Source organism: Geminocystis sp. GBBB08 (assembly GCF_016743215.1).
Classification (GTDB): Bacteria; Cyanobacteriota; Cyanobacteriia; order Cyanobacteriales; family Cyanobacteriaceae; genus Geminocystis.
In genome coordinates, this window is record NZ_VRZC01000011.1 from 1 (window position 1) to 21,010 (window position 21,010).

General features: G+C 31.6%; 22 protein-coding genes and 2 pseudogenes. 12 read left to right on the plus strand and 12 right to left on the minus strand.

Features of this window, described 5'->3' with window-relative positions:
* The 6 genes and pseudogenes from FWJ34_RS02885 to FWJ34_RS02910 all read left to right on the plus strand — a co-directional run.
* Positions 1–382 (plus strand): annotated as a pseudogene (locus tag FWJ34_RS02885) (bicarbonate-binding protein); the annotation flags it as partial.
* Between the two features lie 45 nt (positions 383–427).
* Positions 428–1,258, plus strand: coding sequence for a nitrate ABC transporter permease (ntrB, locus tag FWJ34_RS02890; protein WP_308253827.1), 831 nt, complete (start codon positions 428–430; stop codon positions 1,256–1,258).
* A gap of 89 nt (positions 1,259–1,347) precedes the next feature.
* Complete coding sequence (locus FWJ34_RS02895; RefSeq protein WP_308253828.1) at positions 1,348–3,348, plus strand: nitrate ABC transporter ATP-binding protein; 2,001 nt, start codon at positions 1,348–1,350, stop codon at positions 3,346–3,348.
* Between the two features lie 105 nt (positions 3,349–3,453).
* Positions 3,454–3,672, plus strand: a complete 219-nt coding sequence (locus tag FWJ34_RS02900) for a transferase hexapeptide repeat containing protein (RefSeq protein WP_308253829.1) — start codon at positions 3,454–3,456, stop codon at positions 3,670–3,672.
* A gap of 68 nt (positions 3,673–3,740) precedes the next feature.
* Positions 3,741–4,097 carry a type II toxin-antitoxin system VapC family toxin gene (locus FWJ34_RS02905; RefSeq protein WP_396231611.1) on the plus strand — a complete coding sequence of 119 codons (357 nt, stop codon included), beginning with the start codon at positions 3,741–3,743 and terminating at the stop codon, positions 4,095–4,097.
* A gap of 138 nt (positions 4,098–4,235) precedes the next feature.
* Positions 4,236–5,045 carry a nitrate ABC transporter ATP-binding protein gene (locus FWJ34_RS02910; protein ID WP_308253868.1) on the plus strand — a complete coding sequence of 270 codons (810 nt, stop codon included), beginning with the start codon at positions 4,236–4,238 and terminating at the stop codon, positions 5,043–5,045.
* A gap of 303 nt (positions 5,046–5,348) precedes the next feature.
* On the opposite strand, the gene purU is transcribed toward FWJ34_RS02910, so the two are convergent.
* The 10 genes from purU to FWJ34_RS02960 form a co-directional block, all read right to left on the minus strand.
* The gene (purU, locus tag FWJ34_RS02915) at positions 5,349–6,203 is read right to left on the minus strand and encodes a formyltetrahydrofolate deformylase (protein WP_308253830.1); all 855 of its coding nucleotides are present in this window, start codon (positions 6,201–6,203) and stop codon (positions 5,349–5,351) included.
* 64 nt (positions 6,204–6,267) lie between these two features.
* Positions 6,268–7,143 (minus strand): carbohydrate kinase, encoded by an 876-nt coding sequence (locus FWJ34_RS02920; RefSeq protein ID WP_308253831.1) that lies wholly within the window; start codon positions 7,141–7,143, stop codon positions 6,268–6,270.
* 76 nt (positions 7,144–7,219) lie between these two features.
* Positions 7,220–9,373 (minus strand): protein kinase domain-containing protein, encoded by a 2,154-nt coding sequence (locus tag FWJ34_RS02925; protein WP_308253832.1) that lies wholly within the window; start codon positions 9,371–9,373, stop codon positions 7,220–7,222.
* Positions 9,374–9,467: 94 nt separating this feature from the next.
* The gene (locus FWJ34_RS02930) at positions 9,468–11,309 is read right to left on the minus strand and encodes a protein phosphatase 2C domain-containing protein (RefSeq protein WP_308253833.1); all 1,842 of its coding nucleotides are present in this window, start codon (positions 11,307–11,309) and stop codon (positions 9,468–9,470) included.
* 147 nt (positions 11,310–11,456) lie between these two features.
* A complete protein-coding gene (locus tag FWJ34_RS02935) occupies positions 11,457–12,029 on the minus strand; it encodes an FHA domain-containing protein (RefSeq protein WP_308253834.1) in 573 nt (190 codons plus the stop codon).
* Between the two features lie 68 nt (positions 12,030–12,097).
* Positions 12,098–13,498: a VWA domain-containing protein gene (locus tag FWJ34_RS02940; protein ID WP_308253835.1), complete on the minus strand. Its 1,401-nt coding sequence runs from the start codon at positions 13,496–13,498 to the stop codon at positions 12,098–12,100.
* A 133-nt stretch (positions 13,499–13,631) separates the two neighbouring features.
* On the minus strand, positions 13,632–14,024 hold the full coding sequence (locus tag FWJ34_RS02945) for a hypothetical protein (protein WP_308253836.1): 393 nt from the start codon (positions 14,022–14,024) through the stop codon (positions 13,632–13,634).
* 132 nt (positions 14,025–14,156) lie between these two features.
* Positions 14,157–15,044: a hypothetical protein gene (locus FWJ34_RS02950; RefSeq protein WP_308253837.1), complete on the minus strand. Its 888-nt coding sequence runs from the start codon at positions 15,042–15,044 to the stop codon at positions 14,157–14,159.
* Between the two features lie 120 nt (positions 15,045–15,164).
* The gene (locus FWJ34_RS02955) at positions 15,165–15,569 is read right to left on the minus strand and encodes a PIN domain-containing protein (protein WP_308253838.1); all 405 of its coding nucleotides are present in this window, start codon (positions 15,567–15,569) and stop codon (positions 15,165–15,167) included.
* Between the two features lie 2 nt (positions 15,570–15,571).
* Positions 15,572–15,838 (minus strand): hypothetical protein, encoded by a 267-nt coding sequence (locus tag FWJ34_RS02960; RefSeq protein WP_308253839.1) that lies wholly within the window; start codon positions 15,836–15,838, stop codon positions 15,572–15,574.
* 247 nt (positions 15,839–16,085) lie between these two features.
* On the opposite strand from FWJ34_RS02960, the gene FWJ34_RS02965 reads away from it, so the two are divergent.
* Entirely contained in the window at positions 16,086–16,454 is a 369-nt protein-coding gene (locus tag FWJ34_RS02965; protein ID WP_308253840.1) for a type II toxin-antitoxin system prevent-host-death family antitoxin, read from the plus strand.
* Positions 16,405–16,779 carry a type II toxin-antitoxin system PemK/MazF family toxin gene (locus FWJ34_RS02970; protein WP_308253841.1) on the plus strand — a complete coding sequence of 125 codons (375 nt, stop codon included), beginning with the start codon at positions 16,405–16,407 and terminating at the stop codon, positions 16,777–16,779. The genes FWJ34_RS02965 and FWJ34_RS02970 overlap by 50 nt, the downstream gene beginning before the upstream one ends.
* Before the next feature lie 94 nt (positions 16,780–16,873).
* Here FWJ34_RS02970 and FWJ34_RS02975 read toward each other — a convergent pair.
* Positions 16,874–16,984 (minus strand): annotated as a pseudogene (locus FWJ34_RS02975) (WD40 repeat domain-containing protein); the annotation flags it as partial.
* 57 nt (positions 16,985–17,041) lie between these two features.
* Complete coding sequence (locus tag FWJ34_RS02980; protein ID WP_308253842.1) at positions 17,042–18,535, minus strand: hypothetical protein; 1,494 nt, start codon at positions 18,533–18,535, stop codon at positions 17,042–17,044.
* Positions 18,536–18,670: 135 nt separating this feature from the next.
* Here FWJ34_RS02980 and FWJ34_RS02985 point away from each other — a divergent pair, with 135 nt between their 5' ends.
* The 4 genes from FWJ34_RS02985 to FWJ34_RS03000 all read left to right on the plus strand — a co-directional run bounded on the left by FWJ34_RS02985 (position 18,671) and on the right by FWJ34_RS03000 (position 20,997).
* On the plus strand, positions 18,671–18,907 hold the full coding sequence (locus FWJ34_RS02985) for a hypothetical protein (protein WP_308253843.1): 237 nt from the start codon (positions 18,671–18,673) through the stop codon (positions 18,905–18,907).
* Between the two features lie 42 nt (positions 18,908–18,949).
* The gene (locus tag FWJ34_RS02990; protein ID WP_308253844.1) at positions 18,950–19,699 is read left to right on the plus strand and encodes a hypothetical protein; all 750 of its coding nucleotides are present in this window, start codon (positions 18,950–18,952) and stop codon (positions 19,697–19,699) included.
* Between the two features lie 13 nt (positions 19,700–19,712).
* On the plus strand, positions 19,713–20,531 hold the full coding sequence (locus FWJ34_RS02995) for a hypothetical protein (RefSeq protein WP_308253845.1): 819 nt from the start codon (positions 19,713–19,715) through the stop codon (positions 20,529–20,531).
* A 199-nt stretch (positions 20,532–20,730) separates the two neighbouring features.
* Entirely contained in the window at positions 20,731–20,997 is a 267-nt protein-coding gene (locus FWJ34_RS03000; RefSeq protein WP_308253846.1) for a nucleotidyltransferase domain-containing protein, read from the plus strand.
* The last annotated feature ends 13 nt before the right edge of the window (positions 20,998–21,010 follow it).

Sequence of the window (21,010 nt, forward strand, 5' to 3'; positions counted from 1 at the left end):
ACTCGAACCAGCTTTAATGGGTAAATATAAAATGGGTGACGGGCAACCAGATATAGATGATTACAAAATGGCGGTTCAATATTGGAAAACTGATAAAGGCAGTGTTTCTTTCCCTTATAAGAGTCTCGATTTATGGTTTATTACGGAGAGTGTACGTTGGGGCTTTTTACCTGCTAGTTATTTAGATGATAACGCTAAAGCCTTGATTGACAAGGTAAATCGATCTGACTTATGGCGAGAAGCGGCAACAGAAGCAGGTATTCCTTCGGCGGACATTCCCAGTAGTGATTCCCGTGGAGTAGAAACATTATTTGACGGAAAAACATTTGATCCAGCAAATCCCAAGGCTTATTTAGATAGTTTAGCGATAAAAAAAGTTTAATTATTACCAATAAATATTAATCAAAAAAAAGAGGAAATTTACATCATGGCTACCACCATCAGAACATCAAGAAATAATAGTAATTTTTTAACTAAATTTTGGAAGAAAAACGGGAAAAATATTTTACCCCCCATTTTAGGAATTGTAGGTTTTTTATTAATTTGGCAACTATTTTCAACTATCGGATTAGTTAAATTACCGGGGCCAATTTCTCTTATTACTAATGAACGAACTCGCATTTATTTAATGTACCCATTTTTCGATCGTGGCGGTACTGATGTTGGTTTATTTTGGCAAGCAATGGCTAGTTTACAAAGAGTTTTAATCGGCTATTCTTTTGCTGCAGTTGTTGGTATTGGAGTTGGTATTTTAGTTGGTTTAAATCCTTTCTTAAATAAGGCATTAGATCCCCTATTTCAATTCTTAAGAACCGTACCTCCTTTAGCATGGGTACCCATTGCCCTCGCTGCATTACAGCAAAATCAACCTGCCGCATTATTCGTTATTTTTATTACCGCAGTTTGGCCTATTTTACTTAATACTGTAGTTGGTGTTCAACAAATACCTCAAGACTATATTAATGTCCAACAAGTTTTACAACTTTCTAACAAAAAATTCTTCTTTAAAATTTTAATTCCTTCTGCATTACCCTACATTTTTACTGGTTTAAGAATTGCTATTGGTTTGGCATGGTTAGCGATTATTGCGGCAGAAATTGTTATGTCTGGTATCGTTGGAATTGGCTTTTTTATCTGGGATTCTTATCAAAATAATTATATTAGTGACATTATTTTAGCACTAATTTATATCGGTGCAATTGGTTTAATTCTTGATAAATTCATGGCTTGGATTCAATCTAAAATTGTCCGCCAATAGTTCGTAGTAAGTCTTTTAGGACGAAAAAAGGGCTAAAGCCCTAACTACAAACAATTAATTATTTTTAAGTATTTTAAGGAGTTAAATTTATGTCAGTTTTTGTCGCAGTTGATAATATTGAAAAAGTATTTTCTTTAACAGGTGGTGGTGAATATTTAGCTTTAAAAGGCATTAATTTAGAGATAAAAAAAGGTGAATTTATTTCTCTAATTGGTCACTCTGGTTGTGGTAAGTCCACTCTCTTAAATATGATTGCTGGTTTAGATTTACCAACGGAAGGAATTGTTACTTTAGAGGGGCAAAAAATCCAAAAACCAGGGCCTGAAAGGATGGTTAATTTTCAAAGTTATTGTCTTTTACCTTGGTTAACTGTTCGTCAAAATATCGCTTTAGCTGTTGATGAAGTTATGAAGGGTTATTCTGATAGTGAAAGAAAGGAAATCGTTGAAGATCATATTAATCTTGTGGGTTTGAGTCATGCCGTTGATAAGTTCCCTAATCAGTTATCTGGTGGTATGAGACAACGAGTTGCTATCGCCCGTGCTTTATCTATTCGTCCGAAATTACTTTTATTAGATGAGCCTTTTGGTGCATTAGATGCTTTAACCAGAGGCAATTTACAAGAACAGTTAATGCAAATATGCGATCGCTATCAAATCACTGCCATAATGGTGACTCATGATGTGGATGAAGCAGTTTTATTATCAGATAAAATCGTCATGTTAACTAACGGGCCTGGCTCAAAAATTGGCGGTATTTTAGAAGTAGATATTCCTCGTCCTCGCCAAAGAATGGAAGTAGTAAATCACCCTAGTTATTACAGTTTAAGAAGCGAAATTATTTACTTTTTAAATCAACAAAAACGCATCAAAAAAATTCGAGCCCAAAAACAAGGAGTTATCTCCCGTCATGGCTTAGAAAAAGTCAATTTGGAAATCGGTTTTTTACCTTTAACTGCTTGCGCACCTTTAGCCATTGCTAAAGAAAAAGGATTTTTCACTAAACATGGCTTAGATGAGGTTAATTTAGTCAGAGAAACCAGTTGGCGAGGTATTGTTGATGGTATCGCAGGGGGTTATTTAGATGCGGCTCAAATGCCGGCAGGAATGCCCACTTGGTTAACGGTGGGAGGCAATCAAAATGAACCTTTACCCGTTGTAAGTGCTTTGACAATGACTCGTAATGGTAATGGTGTAACTCTCGCTAAGAAATTCTATGACATGGGAATTCATGATGGGCATCATCTCAAAAGAATGTTACTGGAATCTGTAGAAGAGAATCATACTTTTGGTATGGTACATCCATCATCTATGCACAATATTTTACTACGATATTGGTTGGCGGCTGAAGGCATCGATCCTGATTATGATGTACACTTACAGACTATTCCCCCCGCACAAATGATCGCTGATTTAAAAGCAGGTAGTATTGACGGTTACTGTGTAGGTGAACCTTGGAACTTACGCGCGGCTATGGAAGGTTTCGGCTTCACCGTAGCAACAGATTTGGAAGTATGGAATGGACATCCGGGTAAAGTATTAGGGGTAAGGGAAGATTGGGCAAACAACTATCCTAATAGCCATATTGCCCTTGTCAAAGCCCTTTTGGAAGCCTGTCAATATTGTGCTGATTCTAGTAATCAGGAAGAAATACGCACTATTTTAAGCGATCGTAAATATTTAAGTACTAAAATTGATTATATTCAATTAGGTGATCCTAATTCCTACAGTTGTAACTTAGAAAAATCTGTTGAATATGCTCATCATCGGTTTTATGGAGACGGCATGAATCGCCCAAGTCGTACAGAACATTTATGGATGATGACACAAATGGCACGATGGGGAGATATTCCCTTCCCCCGTAACTGGGTAGAAATTTTAGAAAGAGTATGCCGAGTTGGTGTCTTTAGTACTGCTTGTCGTGAATTAGGATTAAGTGACTTAAAATATCGCCGAGAAGCCATTAAATTATTTGATGGAATACCTTTTGATGGTGAAGATCCGATCGGTTATTTAAACCATCTTGAAATTAAACGTAATGTAACGATGGCGGAAATTCCCTTAAATTCTCGTGCATTACTAGCGGCATAGTTTGTAATTTCTTCTTTAGAGTACTCTAAAGTCATTACTATTACTACTAACCATAGATTTAGGGGGATAAAATAGAGAATAAATTGAGTAAAGTTATTGAAAATTATGTCAGATCAAACAAATATAGAACAACGTTTGAGTACATTAGAACAAACAGTTCTTAATTTACAAAATCAGATTAATAAAAATACTAAATCTGATGATTGGCTTGAAAATGTAATCGGTTCAATATCGGATGAAGAAACTTTCCTTGAAGCCTTAGAATATGGTAAATTATTCCGCCAAGAAAAAATGTCTTTTGAAGAAATTAATCAGCAAAAATAAAATATTTATTAGACACTGATCACATTAGTTTCTTACAAAGAAAATCAGGTACTGAATATCAAGTTTTAATCAGTAATCTTCGTCAAGATTCTTCTAGGGATTTTGCCTTTTCTATCGTTAGCTTTCATGAACAAATAATTGGAGCTCATACTTTTATTATTCGTTCTCAAAACACACAAAATCTAGTTAAAGGTTACACATTATTACAACAGATTATTAACAGTTTTTCGGAAGCAATAATTTTAGACTTTGATGATAATGTAGTTGACATTTTTGAACAATTAAAAAATCAAAAAATTTCAGTATCAACAATGGATTTAAGAATTGCTGCAATCGCCCTTTATCAAAACTTAATTTTGTTAACTTGTAATAATCAGGATTTTTCTAAAGTCCCGAATCTCAAAATAGAAGATTGGACAACTTAAATATTTTATTTATGTCCTTTCTATTTTCATAAAACTAACTATCAAAAACTTTAAAATTATCTCTTATTTAAGGGATATTAAATTATCTAAACAGGAGTCAAAATAATGCAAATATCCACTAAACAATTCGCACAAAAAATGGAAAAACAACTCTATCAAGACTCATTTTTAACTATCGAAAATGTTTCTAAAGTTTATCCCACTCCCACAGGAAGTTATACCGTTCTTCAAGACGTTAATTTGAATGTTAATCAAGGGGAATTTATTTGTGTAATTGGCCATTCTGGATGCGGTAAATCCACACTTTTAAACATGGTTTCAGGCTTTGCTCAACCTACTTCAGGATCAGTAAAATTAAAAGGTAAACCTATTACCAAACCCGGTCCCGATCGCATGGTAGAATTTCAAAACTACTCCCTTTTACCTTGGTTAACAGTATTTGAAAACGTATATCTAGCTATTGATTCGGTATATCCTGAGAAAAAAGAAGCAGAAAAAAGAGCCATAGTAAGGGATCATTTAGCCTTAGTCGGTTTAACGGAAGCTGCCGACAAAAAGCCTACCCAAATTTCTGGGGGTATGAAACAACGTACTTCGATCGCCCGTGCTTTAGCTATACGTCCTGAAGTACTTATTTTAGATGAGCCTTTTGGTGCATTAGATCCTATTACCAAAGAAGAGTTACAAGAAGAATTACTTAATATTTGGAATGAATATCGTTGTAATGTTTTAATGATTACTCATGATATAGATGAAGCCTTGTTTTTAGCCGATCGTCTTATTATGATGACTAATGGCCCAGCGGCGACTATTGGTGAAATATTAAATATACCTTTCCCTCGTCCTCGTGACAGGGAGCGTATTATGGAAGATCCTCAATACTACGATCTGCGCAATTATGCTTTAGACTTCCTCTATAATCGCTTTGCTCACGATGATGTAGCCTAAGTAGGGTTTGCTGAAAAAGTCGAAAAAATCACACGATATTAACATTATGTACATTAGGAAATAATGTTTTACCTGTTATTCAACAAGGGGTTTAAACCCCTTGCCTTTAAATTTGTAGTCCTTATTTTGCCACGAATCATTTAGGATTGCTATATAGAGTTTTACTAAATTATTTAGTTTACAGCAGTTTTCAGATCAATAAACAACAATTCTTTTATAAAAGTAGGGCGATGCACAGCCCAGAATTTGAGGGTATGATTTACCAAATTGAAAAGCACTGTAAGAAAATTAATAAAACCAAAATTAAGCAAAAACTACAGTACGATTTCCATAAACTAAAACTCGATGTTGTAAGTGTAATCGCACTCCTCTAGCCAAGACAATTTTTTCTAAATCTTTACCTTTTCTGATTAAATCTTCTACGGTATCTCGATGACTAATTTTAACAACATCTTGTTCAATAATTGGTCCTGCATCTAAATCTTGGGTAATATAATGGGCAGTAGCCCCAATAATTTTAACTCCTCTACTATAGGCTTGATGATAGGGTTTTGCCCCGACAAATGCTGGTAAAAAAGAGTGATGAATATTAATTACATTAGGAAACTTTTGAAGAAAATCAGCACTTAAAACCTGCATATATTTTGCTAAAATTACTAACTCAATATTAGCATTTTTTAGTAATTCTAACTGTTTTAATTCTTGCTCTTTTTTATTATCTTTATTAATCGGTAAATAATGAAATTCGATTCCAAATTGATCGGCTATTTTAGCTAATTTTTCATGATTACTAATTATTAAACCAACTTTTACTTTTAATTCTTTTGCCTGAATACGCCATAATAAATCATATAAACAATGATCTTGTTGACTTACCCATATTGCTATTTGAGGAATTGTATCAGAAAAATGTAGTTGCCAATCTGCTTCTAATGGTTGGGCGATCGCCTCAAAAGCTCTACCTATCAAATCCCTAGGCAAATTAAAACCTTGTAACTGCCATTCAATACGAGAAAGAAATAAACCTGCTTCTAAGTCTGTATGATGATCAGCATGAATAATATTACCACCGTTAGCATAAATAAAATTGGCAATTTTTGCCACTAAACCCTGTTGATCAGGACAAGATAATAGTAAAGTAGCAGTATCTGAACTCATAAATTTTCCATTGTTTCATAGATAGTCAGGAATTTATCCCTAAATGTGCTAATTATAATTGATGTCAATGTTTTAAAAAAGAGGCATAAAATGATTTTAGGTTTGTCGTTGCTCCTTGTATGCCTACAATAGCACTAGCAAATTTTTGAGCTTTGATTAAAGTAGTTAATATATCCCATTTTTTAACCATACCGAGAATTAATACACTACAAAAAGCATCTCCAGCACCTACAGTATCAATAACAGTGGTATTTTGGGAGGGTGAAATTTGGTGAGTGATATTGTCACGAGTGAATAAAATTGCCCCAGCTTTTCCTTTGGTGAGAATAATATTATTGAAGGGATAAGTCGAGAATAAGTGATTAATTGCTTGATTAATATTTTTTTCTTCCTTTACAATAAAAGATAATTCTTCTTGGTTTAACTTTAATGATGATGCTTGTTTTAATAATAATTTAATCCTGTTTAAATTCCACCAAGGCGATCGTAAGTTAACATCAATAAATATAGACGGAGATATATCAGTTTTTATTTTCTCAAGAGTTTTGGCAGAGGTAGAATTTCTTAGAGCTAGTGTACCATGATAAAGAATACTATGTTGAGGAAGATTCGGAATCAGAGAAGAATCAATAAAATCATAGGCACTATTTTCGAGAATATCGTAATGTGGTTCATTATTGATCAATTTTACCTGCACCATACCCGTAGGATTAATCTTATCTTCTTGTAACCCTGTTATATTCATTCCCCAATCTTCCATAGCCTTTTTGATGATTTTTCCGTAAGCATCATTGCCAATGCGAGAAATAAATAAAGGTGAAACACCAAATGCTTGTAAATGCCATGCTACGTTAAAAGGTGCGCCTCCTAAAACCAGATTACCATCAGGAAAACAATCGAATAAAACTTCACCGAAAATAATTATTTGTGGATTATTCATTAATTTATCAAACAAGAAAAGGCGATCGCATTATTTACTAAAGTTTAATTTGTAAATCATCAAATCGCATTATTTACTAAAGTTTAATTTGTAAATCATCAAATTGTTTTTTGAGTTGTGTCGCATAAGGAGAATTTTGAGCGTAATATAACTTAATCGCTTGACGATAATTAGCCATAACTTGAATAGAATTCTCTATATCTCCATCCATATTTCTAACATTCAATAAAACCCATGCTAAATTATGATACAACTCTGGTAATTTATTATTAATTTTGAGGGCTTTTTCTAAATAAATTTGAGCATTCTGCCATTGTTGCTGATGAGCAAATAAAGTGCCTAAACGATAATAAACTAAATAATGATTAGAAAATATTTGTTCATATTGGCTATAACTACTTATCGCTTTTTCAGGCTGATTTATCATCTCATAAATAATGCCTTGATTAATTAATACCCCATGAGGAAAATCTTGACAAGAAGTCGCTTTTTGCAAGTAATTAATTGCCTCATTTAACTTCCCTTCTTTAGCGTAATGCCACCCTTTTAAACCCCAAGCATAACCACTATCAGGAATTTGTTGACAAAAATCGTTAATTTTTCTTCCGACATCTTGAGCATTTTTAGTGATAACAGCGTGTTTTAAGCTAAAAATAAGAATAGGATATACCCAACTTTGCAATTCCTGACTATGACTATTATTAATTTGTTTTGACTTAAAAATAGCTTGAGTTGCGGGGGAAATATCGCAATTCCATTGTTTCTGTTTGGTTAAAATCCATGCTTTCACACCTAAAGAAAAAGTACAATTACTATCTAAAGATAAGGCTTGATTTATAACGGTTTCTGCTTCTTGCCATTTGCCTAACTTTCCCAATCCCCAAGCCAAGTTACTTTTTATCCACCCTTGTTGTGGTGTTAACTCGGAGGCTTTTTGTAAATCTGACACAGCTTTTTGCCAATTTCCCTGACGACAAGCCATTAAACCTAAAACAGCGTAACTTCTGCCGTCATGGGGATTTAATTTTATCGCCTGATTTGCTGTAATTTCTGCTTGTTGAGGGTTAACATGAGTTTGTACTAATGCTAATTCTATCATTACCTGATCATTATTCAGCTCACTTTGCAGACAATTTTGATAGGCTTTTACGGCTTCTACTAAATTATGTTGCTGTAAAAAATCTTGAGCTTTTTTATGTAAAGGAGAAAGAAAATTTCCTTGTAAAGCCTTAATTAATTCAGTAGCAGTTTGGAATCTTTCTTCAACTTTAATCCGCATTCCTGTTAAAATAATATTCTCCATTAAAGGAGTAATATCAGGGCGTAATTGACGAGGAGAAATTAAAGGATCTTTACCTTTATTATGTAAAATAGAATCAACTCTTTCTGCCGCATCTTCAGGTAATTTTCCCGTTAATAATTCATACATTGAGGCACACAAAGCATAAAAATCTGTAGCCGCAAATCGTTTACTTTTAGTGCTATATTGTTCATAGGGGGCATATCCACGAGTTAGAACAGTACTCATTACACTTATCATACCATTAATAAATTCTTTGGTAGCACCGAAGTCGATTAAAATGGCGTTATCTTGAGGATTAATAATAATATTTTCTGGTTTTATATCTCGATGTAAGAAATTATTATCATGAATTATTTTTAAGGCTTCTGCTATTTGAATAAAGTATTTTTTAATTCGACTCTCACTGATTATTCCTTCTTCTTCAAGAATTTTTAATAAAGATTTACCTTCAATAAATTCCATGACAATATAAGCAGTATTATTTTCTTCAAAACATTCATAAACTTTGGGAATATTAGGATGAAGACATTTTTTTTGGTTGTCAGATTCTAGCTTAAATTTTTGAATTTGTAATTGTTTTTCTTTAGGAGTTGTATTCAGTGACCAAATAACGTTATTATCTTGTCTAGCTGATTTTTCTGCCCATAATTCTTTAATCGCAACGGTAGCTTGATTTGCGAGATAGATACCTTTATAAGTGATACCGAAACCACCTTCGCCGAGGGTTTCTAATATTTGATAACGCCCATTTAATAATAAAGTGTTTAGTTTTAAATGATGGGGAGAATTATTTCCAGTATTTTGGGTTTTTTCTTGATTTTTTGAATCATTATCAGAATAAAATTCGATTAAAGAATAGCCACAAATTTGACAAAAAGTTACACTTAGAGGATTCTGTTCTAAACAAGCTGGACATTGAATAGTCATATATTATAGTAGGGCGAGGTGTGCATCGCAAAATCAATTTAATTTTTTGATAATAAATCAGCCGTTGAAATTCTCAAGGATTTATGGCAAACTTTTAAAATTCATAAGGTTTAACAGAGCATTTTAAAGCGATAATTGTGGCATTATCAGATGCACCTTTGTTTAAAACCTGTTGGATAATTTTATTAATGGCTGAATCGAGGTTATTTTCCTGAATAAAAATATCTAAAAACTCTTGATTAGTAAAATAATCCCAAACTCCATCACTACATAAAATCAATATATCATTGTTTTCTAAAGTTAGAGATATTGCCTGATTATTTTTACTTAAATTTTGCACATAACCAGCACTTAAAACAGATTTTGAGCCTAGGGATTTTATTAACACATTTCTGTCAGGATGATCTAAACTTTCTTCATAGGTAATTTGTTCACTAGCTAATAACATATTAACTAAAGAATGATCTTCACTGAGTTGTTTTATTTCTTCTCTTCTGATTAAATAAATGCGACTATCACCCACATGACTAATTATTAATTGATTATTTATCGCTAAAATTACGCTTAATGTTGTGCCTCCTTCTTTTACTTGTTGGTTAATGTTTTGGTTTGCTTGATTAAAGATTTCTGTTAGCCATTTTTGTTGATTTTCTGCATTGTTTAATTCAAAATTAAAGGGAGTTTCTAATAAGGTTTGAATGGCTAATTTACTGGCTAATTCTCCTTGTGCCATTCCTCCCATACCATCGGCTATACCTGCTAAAATTAGATTATTTTGGTTGATTTCTTGCTGTTTGATGCCATAACTGTCTTCATTAACTAATCTTTTTGGAGATAAACCTAGTATCGATTTTTTGGCAATTTTCCATGAGATTATGTTTTGTCTTAAACTATTTCTCGTTTCGATTAGTAGTTTTAATAGTTGATTTAATGAGTATCTTTCTTCGGCAATTGGTGATAAGCAAACTTGTAAAATTTGATATATTCTAGGAATTAAATTAATAGTTAAATTTTGACGAATAGGTAATTTTTGTTCATGAAACATTTGATACATTAATGCACCGATAACATAACTACTCATAAATTGATTAATCTCTTTACTATAGGCTAATTCAGGTGCTGAATATGTGCCTAATAAACCCGTTTTTAGTTTTATTTCTTGGGGATAAACATGGGTTAAATCAAAAAACTTAATTGGTGTGCCAATGGAGATAAATTGTGGTGATAAATCTAAACAATACCAACCATTTTGAGAGATATAAAAAAAGCCTTGACAAAGGGTGACTAAAAGGGATAGTTTTTCTTCGTCACTATGAGATTGACTTAACCAGTAAGTAAGGGTATTTTTTTCTTCTGGATAAGGGATAAGAATCAATAATTTAGTGGATGATTCTTGGTTGTCAATTTCGATTTCAGGATAGTATTCTTCTTCTAAATAATCATCATCTTTTTCTTCTGCTAAATAACTGTCTGTTTCTAAATTATTCTGTTGCGAAGTGAGGGGTAAATCTAGGGTAAAATCTTCTTGTTTATCTTCTCTATTTTCATCTTGTTGATTCTCGATTATTTCTAAATTTGGACTGTCAGTAAGAGGTAAGTTTTCTTGAAATTCTAAGTCTGTAGATTGATTAGTTATCTCTAAGGAAGACGATGGATTAAGGATGATATTTTCTAGGGTGATATTTGCCCATAAATCACTAATCATGCCATAATCATTAAGTTGATTTCTGAGGTTAATTTCGTGGGATAAGTTACTATCAATATCACCGATTCTCAATAATCCTAAACATTGATTTAAAGTATATTTTTCAGCGTTAATAACTTTAACTTGGTAATAGTGAATTCGATTATTTAGTAACCCCAAATATTTAATAATTTCAATTTCAATATTATCTAAAGTTATAGTTTTTCCTTGTTGAATTGTGACTAAATCCATTGATTTTTAGTGAATATTTATATAGTAAATAGACTTGGGGTAAAGGTAAGCAAGAAATAATAGTTTCCAGATACTTCTTTCTTCCTTATCCTCAACCTATGAGTTTTACCAGACTTTGCGTCTTTGCGTCTTTGCGAGAGAAAAAAATTAATCGATAATTTGAAAGGTAAAACGAATTTTGGCGATAGCAATTTCATCACCATTTTCCAGAATGTCAGGAGTGGTAATACGGGCATTAAAACGATTTTGTCCAACTTTTTTGATAAAAATACCATTAGTTGAGCCTAAATCTTTAATCTTCCATTGGTGATTCTCGAAGTAAATTTCACCGTGTTGACGAGAAACTGTCTCATTACCTAAAAAATGCTCTAAGTCTATATCCACAGGCCCAGTATCAGGGTCGAATATACCAATATTAGCATAGTTCTCGATCATAAATTCAGGAATAGGGGCCTTAGGCATTTTACTAATCAACTTGGCTTTACCAGTAGTAATAGGTGAAGGAGGAGAAGAGGGAATAATGGATTCAGGATTAGAAGGGGTAACTTTAACAGTAGGAGAGGATTCTAAGGAGTCATCAAAAGTAGGTGAAGGAGGAGAGGGAGGTATATTTGGAGTTACATCTAATGTATTTATAACAAGTTCTGCTCCACAAGCATCACAAAATTCTAAGTCTTCGGGGTTTCGATCATATCCACAAACATTACAAGTAATAGTCATAGAATTAATTAATTTATCAGTAATAAAAATATCGAATTTACCATTTATAACGACTAATTTATTCTTCTTTAAGTGCCTGTTAATTGGCGAATTTGCTCATCGGATAAGCCCTCATCTAAATCAGTAGTTGACATTTTGACGGTTTTACCCTTAGCTCCCATTTTAACGGTTTTACGAGTGCTAGAGGAAATTTTACGGGTTTTGCGTAACTCGATAATGCCTTCATTGAGGGATTCTAACATATCCTGATTCCCAATTTTAACGGTAAGACGACGGGCAGTCTCCATTTTTTGCTCTGCTAATTCGGGGTTTTCTTCAGCTACTTTTGTGGCATCATCTATTAATTGACTTATGTTTCTTTGTTGAACATACCCCATTACTTCTTGATCTACGGCAGTGGTTGCTCCTTGTCCTGCTAAAAATTGGACTACAATATTCTGGGGAGGTAACTCTCCTCGACGATTTTGGGCGGGGACATCATAAGTTAAGCCTAATTGTGCTACTCTAACTTTAGAACTAGCTCGACTATCTACATCAAATTCGAGGATAAACACTGTTTCATCGTTGCCTCTAGCTGAACCGATATGATAGGGTTGCTGTAATAAGGGAAATTCTGCTTGTTCGGGATATACTCTTGTTACTCTGTTTAATTCAACTCCTTTGACGGTTTTGATATTCATGGCAAGATTATTGATAACTTCACCGATAGTGTTTTGATATTCTTCAAAGATTGTTTGTGCTACTTTCTCTACTGGTATTTGTGTACCTTTTGCTTCTTTTTCGACAATATGATATAGTCGCCCGGCGGTGGTATCTCCTAAGTTAATTAACAAATCTTCGTTATATTCACCGATACCTAAAGCGGTAATAGGAATACTATTTTCAGCAAATTTTTTCGCTAATTCTTGACATTCAAATTCATCAAATGTTTGCCCATCAGTAAATATAATCGCCCTTTTACTTGTCATGGATTGTTTACTTAAAATATTTAAGGCTTCTTCCATGCCTTTACCCATACAAGTGCCTCCGCTAAATTCTTTTAAACGGGCGATCGCATTTTTTAAGTCTTGTTTTTGAGTAGTTGGAGTTAAAGGAATAAGAGTGGACGCTTGATCGTCAAACTGTATTAAACATACCTTATCTTGCTGATTAAGTAAACCCGAATCGATTAAATTATTGAGGGATTCAATGACAATATCAATCTTACTTTTACCGCCAGTAACTTCTCGATATTGGTTGCCGTCAGTGGTAATAAAATTACCTGTTGGTTGAGGATTACCTGAGACAATTTCATACATTGAACCACTGGTGTCAATTAAAATACTAACAGTGGTTGAAGGGCGACTATTTGCTACTTCTTTTATCGGGCGTAATTTTAGCATAATAAACAATTTTTGATCTGCTGTATCGGCGGCTAAAAATTCTCGATGGGGTGTAATTTCTACTTTTAAAGGGTTATTTAATTCCATAATTTTTTTAGATAATTTTAATAGTTTAAGTTCGTAGTAATGGCTTTAACTATTGTGGACAAAATTTTGAAGAATAAGGGCGGAAGCCCTCACTACAAACCTATATAACAAATAGTCTATACCAAATGTCTAATTAAAAAGAAAAGATACTAGATAAAGGTGGTAAAACTCCTCCTGTTGGTTCGATATTTTCTAAATCTGGTTCGATAAAATTAGGTATTTCTTGATTACCTGAATCTATTAATAATTTTATTTTTTCATCTAGCATTGATTTTAATTTTATCGTTATAGGAGTGAGACGATAACCCTCTTTTATATCTTCTATCCAACTATTAATTATTTGTTGTAATTGATATTGATTAATGGTAGCTAAACTTTTAGTTTCTAGTTGTGTTTTTATACTAGAGATAATTTCATGATTAAAAATAAGCTGAGGATTATCTTCTTGGTTTTGATTTAATTGTAAACTATAACTAAAATTTTGGTTATCCTCTTTATTAGTAATTGTTAATGTATATTTGACCATTATTTATAATTATTTCAACTATTTTGATAGATAATTTTAGGCAAATAGGCAACTCAAATGCGTCTTAGCTTATCACATATAATCCGTAAAACAGGCATCTTGCCTGTAACAATTATTGGTTGCTTGTAACAATTATTGGGTTTTTATCTCAATAGCTATATTACCTAATTTACGTTTATCTCCGTTTTTTAATTCTTGGGTTAATTGTTTCATTTTTTGTCCATATTCTTGATCAAAGTTGATAAAAATTTGTTTATTTTCTAAGTAAATTTTAGCAGTTATAGGGGTATAACCCTGAGATTTTGGTAAATAAATATGGGCTTTATTACTACTGCCTAAAATCACTGGTTGACTGCCTAAAGATACGGTTTTTTGTTCGTTTTCTCCATAATGCACAATTAACCACGCTTCTCGAAAAACTGCTTCGATTAAGATTATCATTAAACCAATAAAAAAACCAATGGCGGCTAATCCGAAAATACGCCCAATTATTTCCCCAGCAATGAAGCTAAAACCGATAAAAAGACAACCGCCAATTATTCCCCCTAAAAATCCTCCTCCTAACCCTCGAATTTTGTCTAAATTGGGGATACGAAAACTTAAACCAAATCCCAATAATCCTCCAGCTATACCCCAACATATCACTCTTAATATCTCTGTTGCACCCAAAATGGAAAATATCCCCTGTGCGATACCTCCAGCGATTAACCCTGACAGTAATCCAGGTAATAATGCCGATTTGAGGCTTTCTCCCCACCTCATACCTCTTTTTAAGTAGCAATTATATCCTAATAATAAACTAAGAGCGATCGCAAATCCAATAATGGCAAACCAAAAACCCGTCATGATAACTACAGCGATAAAAGTGGTTTGATTTTGTCCGGCTAAAATAATATCACCAATTATACTGCCCATCGCTCCTCCTGTTGCCCCCCACAAACCTAGTTGTAAGGCTTGTTGGGAGTTGTCGAGAATGTTTTTAAGCAGATTTTGTCTTGAGGAAAGTTTTGAAAGAATCATGATTTCATTTTGCTGTTTTAGCCTTCTTATATATATCAGTCGAACTTTGCCTATTTATGCAAGGTTAACAAAAATTTTCATGAAAAATATAAAAATAAAAAAGGATTACAATTTTTTATCTTAATAATGCTCTAAATCCAGCTTGTTCAAAATGCTTATCGTAAGCAAGAGCAATACAATATTTTGTTTTTCCATTATATAAAAAGATGAGCAATCAGTTAAACTCCATTGTTTATCTAATCTTTTTTTATACAATTCTAAAGATTTTTTAATTAATTCTTCTGTTTGAGATATGACTTCTATTTGAGGATTTGTGAAAGAATATTCGATAAATTTAACTGCTTTTTGTTTATAAATTTTTCCCCTCCCAGAAAAAGCATTTAATAACTCAGTAAATATCATTTCACTGGTGACAATAGTTGTATTGCCAATAGAAGTTGTTATTTCTCTTGTTTTTTGATGTAAGCTATCATCAGGATTTAATAATGCAATCCAATATCCAGTATCAGCAAAGATTTTTTTCATGGTTACTGTTTAGGATTACCGTAAAGATAATAGTCTAAATTTTGGGCAAAATCTTCAGGGAGTTTTGTCGTTAATTCCTGTGAAGTTTCGGCGTTAAGCTCATCAATAAACGTTAAAAAAGATGGAATTTGAGTATCTTGTGATAAAGAATCCTGCGAGGTTGATAGTTGTTTTTTTGATTTGATAAATAATAAAAAATTTAGAACTTCTTTGACTAAAATATCAGGTGTATTTTCAATTTCATGAATTAATTGTTCTCTTTCCAACATAAAATTATATTCTCAAATAAATACTATATAAACATAATAACAAAAAATATTTATGCTTAAAATATTATTTCACAAAACAGATATTTCTCCTCACTTATTAACTCTTATTAAGGAAAATATTAATCAGAATACTCTTACTCAATTTTAACTAAATATAAAACTATTCATAATTTGTCTATTACTTGATCATTTTCATCCTAACTTTTAGCTAAAATAGCTATATAATCCAAGAAAATTAACTAAAATAATGAAAAGTTTAACGGCATCAGAAGCAAAAAATAGGTTTGGAATGTTATTAGATTGGGCTAGACGAGAACCTGTTATCATTGAAAAACAAGGGCGACAAGTTGCTATTTTACTTTCTGTGGAAGAATATGAGCGTTTATTAATGACAAATCAATCATCATCTAATTTAGACAAGCAGGATTTATCTCTTGAGGAAAGATTAGCTATTTTAAGATTACCAGAAGAAGAACGCTCTCAAATTCTATTAGAAAGTGCTGATAAAATGTTATCTCATTATCAAAACAATAGTGAATGGCAAGAATTAAGCGGAGGAGATTTTGTTGAATATAAAGAAAAATATACCCAAAAGAGGAGAAATTTGGTTAGTTAATTTAGAGCCAACTTTGGGAGTAGAAATAAAAAAAATACGCCCTGTCATAGTCATTAATTCTGATGCTATTGGTAAGTTACCATTAAAGTTAATTGCACCTGTTACTGACTGGAAAAATTACTTTGCTCAAAATCCTTGGCACGTTAAAATTATCCCTAATAAGGTTAATAATTTAAGTAAAATTTCCGCCGTTGATACTTTACAATTGAGAGGTGTTGATATTCAACGTTTTCAAAAAAAATTAGGGGTTTTATTCCCTGAAGAAATGAAGATAATTATGGTGGCTATTCTTACAATTATTGATGTTAATTTAAGTGAATTTTAATCATGGCGATCGCTAAATATTAGAAGGATTGAAATAATGATTAATGCCTAAAAATAGTTGATAATTCTTGTTTTTTGATATTGATTAAATATCCTCATTTTAGCCTCCAAATGTTAATAGTTTTATCACCACTACCACTAGCTAAATATTGACTATTAGGACTAAATGCCACACTATTTACACTATTAGAATGAGCTTTAAAAGTCTGTTTTAATTGTCTTTACTTTAGATATAGATTTAGACACAATAATTAATCATGATTTTAAATATCTAAAAAATTAGCATCATATCTTCCTGTTAGTAACCAATAAATAGGTGATAATATACCAAAAGGTTTCCAATTATCAGGATTTTTTAATATAGCTCCGTAATGATCATAGTAGTATCCATTTGATTCTATCATTCCATTATTTTTGACAATACCAAATAAAGAACATGAAAAATAAGCAATAGAAATATTTGATCTTTTCCCCCATTCATCAAAAGCATTTTTTGTTAAAGGAAATCGTTGTTTTAAAAAACTATTCATATCATTTTTATAAGGGTATAATTTTGGATGATCAAAATGATGAAAAATGACAGGTATTCTTTTTAATACAAGTTTATCATATTGACTTAAATAACGGCTCAAATTATTAATACTTTTTGCTATTTGAGAATCTTCTTCATGACGTAATCCATTAAAAAAAAATAGTGTTTTAGAAAAATTTAACTGTTCAAAACAATCTTTTAACCACTCATTTTCTTCAAGTTTATACTTGTTCATACCTTCTAAAAATTCTCTTCCTATAATACTGACGATTATTTGTTTATTATTGAAAGTAGTTTTTTTTTGAATTTTAAAAGAGTAATAAGAATCATGAATATCACTCCATTTAGAGTTAGTCAGAGATAGTGATTCATATAACAACCCTTCAAGAAATATATATTCACAAGATTCACTAAGGTTTAGTGTATAATCATCTATGGGAATAATTTGAATATTAGTATGATTAAATTTTTTATGTAAATAGCTTAATATTGGTAAATATTCTGGAAGATATGCACTTCCGTATCCCAATATTAGTAAGGAATTAATGTTATCAATTTTATCAAATTCATCTTCTTTTTTATAAACGGGCAGGAAATTAAACCATTTATTTTTCTCTTTGCCTGTAGATGCTTCAAAATTAGGTTCAACAAATAATGTATTTTTGCTAAATAAATTTTCATCATCAATACAAAAAGTTTGCCATAAACTATTGCTATGATTAATAATAGTTTGTAAGTCTAATAATTTTAATTTTAATAATTCTAATTCATTAGGGGCAAGAGAAAAAGTACGATCTTCAAAAATTCTACAAAAAATTGCCTCGAAAGGACTTTTTAACTTACGAATACCACTTTTTAATTGATTATCAATATAATTTAATGTATTTTGAGAGATATTATAAACTTGTTCTTGAAAAGAAAAAGCATATTTCAAAGCATCTTTATTTTGTTTTTGCCCTTCACTTAACCATGTAAAATACTCAATAATAGTATCAGGATTAACTATCGCTCTTAAGGTTAAAAGTCGCACCATTTCCATGGTATAAATTTTGTTATTAAGGGCTAAATTAATATTGTTACTATTAAGAATTTCCTCCCATTCTTCTTTCTTATACTTATTATATCCAATGGCTTGATCGATGATTTCTAAATGTTTTTGTTTGATATTTACCCGTCTGGTTAAACCTTTAACCGCTGTAATAATTTGATCTTTTTCTACTTTCATAGATTGGTTACTACTTTATTTCATTAACACTTATTTATAATATATTAAATTGATGTATAATAATCTTAATATATTACTAAATCTTGATTTGATAGTCAAACAAAAAAATATCAATCTTTAAATTGAGGTAAATTTATGAAAATTTTACAAACAAAGGGTGAAATTCTACAAGAAGAATTAAAAACAAAAACCCCATTAAATATTAATGATGGTGAAGTAGATATAGTTATTAGTACTCAAAATGAGCCTGATGAATTTGATATTATGCGTCAACAGGCTAAAGATAATGGCTATGATTCCAGAGAAAAAATTATGGATTTAATTAGTCAAGTTAAGTTAGAAATGTTTGAAGAAAAAAGAAGAATTAAATAAAGTTTAAAAATATTAAAATTATAGTAAAAAGGGAGGTAAATTTTGGGAGTAATTTATATAGGCGATCGAACGGCAGGAAAAACCCATTTAGCCTTAGAATTAGCCAATCCTCAAAGTAATTATGTCAGAGTAATTCACCCCGATTATCAACAGATAAAAAGTTTGTTATATGATACTAATTCACAGTCAACAAAACCCACAGAAGCCGATAAATCATTTCATGATAAATATCTAAATATTAATGTCCAATTACCCACAGGAAATAAAGAAATCCACTCCGATTGGTTAGACACTGGGGGAGAAATTTGGCGTAAATATTGGCAAGAAGGCAACCCAGAAAAATGGCAAGAATTTTTAACTACCATTAGACAAAGTGAGGGTATTTTATTAATTTTACCGCCCTATCGTCAATTAATAAATAATTATCCTAATCCCGAAGAATTTATTACCCAAAAACAATGGTGTAATCGTTTTGAAAGATGGATTAATTTCTTTAAATATGATTGCCCTAAAATTCGTCATTTATTACTATGCTTAAATAAAGCTGATTTATTTTGTAATGTACAACAAGAAGGCAATTTATTAGGGTATATTCCTAATCGTTCTCGTTTTAATTGGCAACAAAGAAATGAATACGTTTATCAGCGTTATTTTGTTCCAATTCACCCTCAAATCAGAGAATTAAATCAAAGTATTTCGGGTTTATCCGTGCGTTTTTTTATTACTAGCATTTATAATCGCAATTTGCTAGAATTACCTTGGATATATTTAGGCAGTTTTTTATCAAAATAAAAGGTTAATTATTATGGGCAACATCGTTGTAATTGGTCCCCGTCGATCGGGCAAAACTACTTATTTAGCAGCATTATCTTATTTACCAGCGTTAAGAAGTAGAAAAGGAAAAGACAGCAATTTTAAAATTCAACCCCTTAATGATGAATCACGGGATTTAGCAGAAAATGCCGAAAATATCATTGTGGAAGGAGCAACTTTTGAGCCTACAGTCATAGGAGATAAATTACAAAGTGTTGATGATTTGCCTTATTATTCTTTTCAATTACAAGTAAAAAAAGGTTTATTAAAAAAACCAGAAAACATCCAAATAAATGTCAGAGATTACCCCGGAGAAGTATTTGAAAAAATCGCCGATCGAAATTTATCCGATGAAATTCATCAGGAATTTATTGACGAATGTTTGATGAGTGATGTTAATGGTTGTCTAATTTTATTTACTCAATGGGAACATGGTACAGATAAATTTTATTATCGGGTAATGAGTCAATTTCTTAAACTTATGGATGAAAGAAATCGCACTAATAATTTAAAATTAGCGGTAGTAATGAGTAAGTGTGAAAGAGGAGAATTGTGGCCGGGAAGAATTGATCCTGAAACGGATTTATTTGGCATTCATTTACCCCGCACAAAAACGATTTTAAAAGATAGTCTTAACTCGAAAAATTTACAATTTTATGCCCTATCAACCTTCGGAGTTTTACACAAAAATGATCCTCGTCCTAATAGAATAGATCAAGCAGGTTCAAATGGTTCAGAATCAGTTTTAAGAGAGCCTAATAGTTGGCAACCTTATAATTTAATTGAGCCTTTATACTGGTTAAGTAAATAATTTATATTAACATAATTTGTAAAATATAAACAATATTCTGTCATTGCGAGGCACGAAGCAATCTCATAATGTGCTTTGGTATAAATCCGTTAATTAAACTTCTCCAAAAATTAAGATTTTTCCACCGTATAACGGGCATATTGCCTGTATTTATTGAGATGTATATTCTAATTAATAAAAATAGTTTTGTTAATAAATTATGATAAATATAGCTAATACTAATACCTATAAAATTAAAGAAATTATCGAGGATTTAAAACAACAATTAACCTCTATTTATGGCGATCGACTTAGTAAATTAATCTTATTTGCTTCACAGGTTAGAGGAGATGCAAAACCTGATTCAGATATAGATATTTTGGTTGTTTTAAAAGATGACGTTAACCCCGTTGATGAAATAGAAAATAATAGCTATTTTATCAGTAATTTTTGTTTAAAACATGACCAAGATATTAGTTGTTTTTAGATAACAAAATAAG